Annotated in this window: 3 protein-coding genes; all 3 read right to left on the reverse strand. The window is 73.0% G+C overall.

Annotation, left to right across the window (positions count from 1 at the left end):
* A partial coding sequence (locus ACRDP3_RS09565) for an acetyl-CoA carboxylase biotin carboxylase subunit (RefSeq protein ID WP_431516438.1) occupies positions 1 to 1,412 on the reverse strand: 1,412 nt, incomplete at its 3' end.
* Positions 1,413 to 1,428: 16 nt separating this feature from the next.
* Complete coding sequence (locus ACRDP3_RS09570; protein WP_431516439.1) at positions 1,429 to 3,045, reverse strand: acyl-CoA carboxylase subunit beta; 1,617 nt, start codon at positions 3,043 to 3,045, stop codon at positions 1,429 to 1,431.
* A partial coding sequence (locus ACRDP3_RS09575; protein WP_431516440.1) for an acyclic terpene utilization AtuA family protein occupies positions 3,042 to 4,388 on the reverse strand: 1,347 nt, incomplete at its 5' end. The genes ACRDP3_RS09575 and ACRDP3_RS09570, both read right to left, overlap by 4 nt.

Genomic DNA, 4,388 nt, shown 5'->3' on the forward strand with positions numbered 1-4,388 from the left:
TGCTGGCCAAGGTCATCGCCTGGGCGCCCACCCGCCGCGAGGGCGGCCAGTTGCCGCGCCCGCGCCCGCGTCGGCACCGCCTCGCCAGGGTGGCCGGTCAGCTCGTGCAGGTGCCGGTCGTAGAAGCCGGTGTCGAGGCGGGCCGCGGCGAAGTCCGGGTGGCGCAGCGACCGGACGAGCAGCTCACGGTTGGTCGGCGGACCGTGTACGCGGGCCCGTTCCAGCGTGTGCGCCAGCTTGCGTACGGCCTCGCGCCGGGTGGGCGCCCAGGCGATGACCTTGGCCAGCATCGGGTCGTAGTGCACCCCGATCTCGTCGCCGTCGGTGACGCCGCTGTCGAGACGTACGCCGGGCCCGCCGGGGATCTCGAGCCGGTGCAGCGTCCCGGTCTGCGGCTGCCACCCGCGCGCGGGATCCTCCGCGTAGAGCCGGGCCTCGACGGCGTGGCCCCGCCCGGCGGGTGGCCCCGCGGGGTCCAGCGGCTCGCCCTCCGCCACCCGGATCTGCGACGCGACCAGGTCCAGCCCGTGCACGAGTTCGGTGACGGGGTGCTCGACCTGGAGCCGGGTGTTCATCTCCAGGAAGTACGCCTCCCCGTCCTCCCCGACCAGGAACTCCACCGTGCCCGCGCCCCGGTAGTCCACCGCCCGTGCCGCGGTCACCGCGGCATCGTGCAGGACGCCGCGCAGCTCCTCGCTCAGACCGGGCGCGGGGGCCTCCTCGATCACCTTCTGGTGGCGGCGCTGCAGTGAGCAGTCGCGCGTGCCCAGCGCCCACACCGTCCCGTGCCCGTCGGCCAGCACCTGCACTTCCACGTGCCGGCCGCGCTCGACGTAGGGCTCGATGAAGACCTCACCGTCACCGAAGGCCGCCGCGGCCTCGGCCCGTGCGGCCGTGATCTCGCCCTCCAGCGCGCCGAGTTCGCGCACGATCCGCATGCCACGGCCGCCGCCGCCCGCCGCCGCCTTCACCAGCAGCGGCAGGTGCTTCTCGGCCGCCTCCGCCGCCGGTACGGGCGCGAGCAGCGGCACACCCGCCTCGCCCATCAGCTCCTTGGCTCGGGTCTTGGAGGCCATCGCCTCGATCGCCTCGGCTCCCGGCCCGATCCACACCAGCCCCGCGTCCCGCACGGCGCGCGCGAACTCCGCGTTCTCGGAGAGGAATCCGTAACCGGGATGCACCGCGTCGGCGCCCGCCGCCAGCGCCGCCTCGACGATCAGGTCGCCGCGCAGATAGGTCTCCGCGGGTGCGTTGCCCGGCAGCCGTACCGCCGCGTCCGCCTCCCGTACGTGCGGCGCGTTCGCATCCGCGTCCGAGTGGACCGCGACCGTCGCGATGCCCAGTTCTGCGCAGGTACGGAAGACGCGCCGGGCGATCTCCCCGCGGTTCGCGACCAGCACTGAAGTGATCATTCTCCGTGTCACCCTTCTACATCCGGAAGACGCCGAAGCCGCCACGCGCGCCCGCCACCGGCGCGGTGTGGACGGCCGACAGACACAGGCCCAGCACGGTGCGGGTGTCGCGCGGGTCGATCACCCCGTCGTCGTAGAGCCGTCCGGACAGGAACATCGGCATCGACTCGGCCTCGATCTGCTGCTCGACCATCGCCCGCAGCCCGGCGTCGGCCTCCTCGTCGAACGGTTTGCCCTTCGCCGCCGCGGATTCCCGCATCACGATCGACATCACCCCGGCCAGCTGCTGCGGGCCCATGACGGCCGACTTGGCGCTCGGCCAGGCGAAGAGGAACCGCGGGTCGTACGCGCGTCCGCACATGCCGTAGTGCCCGGCTCCGTAGCTGGCGCCCATCAGCACTGACAGGTGCGGCACCTTCGAGTTGGCGACCGCGTTGATCATCATGGCGCCGTGCTTGATGATGCCGCCCTGCTCGTACTCCTTGCCGACCATGTAGCCGGTGGTGTTGTGCAGGAAGAGCAGCGGGATGTCGCGCTGGTTGGCGAGCTGGATGAACTGGGTGGCCTTCTGCGACTCCTCGCTGAAGAGCACGCCGCGCGCGTTGGCCAGGATGCCCACGGGGTAACCGTGCAGCCGCGCCCAGCCGGTGACGAGGCTCGTCCCGTAGCGCGGCTTGAACTCGTCGAAGTCCGAGGCGTCGACGATGCGGGCGATGACCTCCCGCGGGTCGAAGGGCGCCTTCAGGTCCCCGGGCACCACGCCGAGCAGCTCGTCCTCGTCGTACTTCGGCGGCTCGGCAGCCGCGCCTCCGCCCGGATCGCCGTGCGCCTTGCGCCAGTTGAGGCGGGCGACGACGCGGCGCGCCTGGCGCAGCGCGTCCGGCTCGTCCAGCGCGAAGTAGTCGCCGAGCCCGGAGACGCGGGTGTGCATGTCCGCGCCGCCCAGCTCCTCGTCACCGGACTCCTCGCCGGTCGCCATCTTCACCAGTGGCGGCCCGCCGAGGAAGACCTTCGACTGCTCCTTGACCATGATCACGTGGTCGGACATGCCGGGGACGTACGCGCCGCCCGCCGTCGAGTTGCCGAACACCACCGCGAGCGTCGGGATGCCGGCCTCGGAGAGCCGGGTGATGTCGCGGAAGAGCGCGCCGCCGGGAATGAAGATCTCTTTCTGGCTGGGCAGATCGGCGCCGCCGGACTCGACGAGGCTGATGCACGGGAGCCGGTTCGCGTACGCGATCTCGTTGGCCCGCAGTGCCTTCTTCAGCGTCCAGGGGTTGCTGGCGCCGCCGCGTACGGTCGGATCGTTGGCGGTGATCAGGCACTCGACCCCCGCCACCACCCCGATGCCGGTGACGAGCGAGGCGCCGACCGCGTAGTCGCTGCCCCAGCCGGCCAGCGGCGACAGCTCCAGGAAGGGGGTGTCGGGGTCGAGCAGCAGCTCGATGCGTTCCCGTGCGAGCAGCTTGCCGCGCTTGCGGTGCCGCTCGACGTACTTCTCGCCGCCGCCCGCGACCGCCTTGGCGTGCTCGGTGCCGAGTTCGCCGATCTTCTCCAGCATGGCCTCGCGGTTGGCGGTGTATTCGGCGGCTCCGGCGCCCGCGACGTCCAGCCTCGTACTCAGCACGCTCATGAGAGCAACCCCTCCGGTATTTCCAGCTGCCGGGAGCGCAGCCACTCCCCCAGGGCCTTGGCCTGCGGGTCGAAGCGCGCCTGCGCGGCGACGCCCTCCCCGAGCAGACCGTCGATGACGAAGTTGACGGCGCGCAGCCGCGGCAGTACGTGCCGGGTGACCGGCAAGTCCTCGATCTCGGGGAGCAGTTGGCGCAGGGCGTCCACCGTCAGAGTGTGCGCCAGCCACTGCCACGCCGCGTCGTCGCGCACCCACACCCCGACGTTGGCACTGCCGCCCTTGTCGCCGCTGCGGGCGCCGGCCACGGCGCCCAACGGCACCCGGCGCGTGGGCCCGTCGGGGAGCGGCTGCGGCAGCTGCGGCTCGGCGACCGGCTCCAACTCCTGTGTCCTGCGCGGCGCGGGGACGTCCTCGCGCTTCCCGTCCGGCAGTACGGCGACGTGCGGCACTTCCGCCGCCGCCACGTACGCCGCCTCGAACACCCCGTACGGCGCGCCCTTCCCGGGCGGTGCGGTCACGTGGAAGCCGGGAATGCTCGCCAGCGCCAGCTCGATCGCGGCACCGCTGACCGCCCGTCCCACCGTCTCGGCCGCCGGGTCGCGCACCACCATCCGCAGCATCGCCGCGGCCTCTTCCTGCACGGGCGCGTCCGCGTGGTCCGTACGGGCGAGGGTCCAGCGCACCTCGGCGGGACGCTGCCCGGCCCCCTGGAGCGCGTCCTCCATCTGCTGCCGTACGAGCGCCGCCTTGGCCTCGATGTCGAGGCCGGTCAGCACGAACACCACCTCGTTGCGCCAGCCGCCCATCCTGGTGAGCCCGACCTTGAGCGTGGCCGGAGGCGCCTCGCCCCGTACGCCCTCGATCGCCACCCGGTTCTCTCCCACCTCCCGCAGCCGCACCGAGTCCAGCCGCGCGGTCACGTCCGGCCCGGCGTAGCGGGCGCCCGCCGTCTCGTACAGCAGCTGGGCGGTCACCGTGCCCACGGTCACCGCGCCGCCCGTGCCGGGATGCTTGGTGATGACGGCCGAGCCGTCCCGCGCGATCTCCGCGACGGGGAAGCCGGCGGGCCGCAGCAGGTCGAGCCCATCCTGGGCGAAGAAGGCGTAGTTGCCGCCCGTCGCCTGCGCACCGCACTCCAGCACGTGCCCCGCGACGACGGCTCCCGCCAGCGCGTCTCTGTCTTTCGCGGACTCCTCCGCCCCCTCAACCCCCTCGCCCCACCCGAAGTGTGCCGCGGCGGCGCCGCTCACCAGCGCGGCGTCGGTCACCCGGCCGGTCACCACGATGTCGGCGCCGGCGCGCAGACAGGCGGTGATGCCGCCGCCGCCCAGGTAGGCGTTGGC

The organism is Streptomyces sp. (genome assembly GCF_050698815.1).
GTDB lineage: Bacteria > Actinomycetota > Actinomycetes > Streptomycetales > Streptomycetaceae > Streptomyces.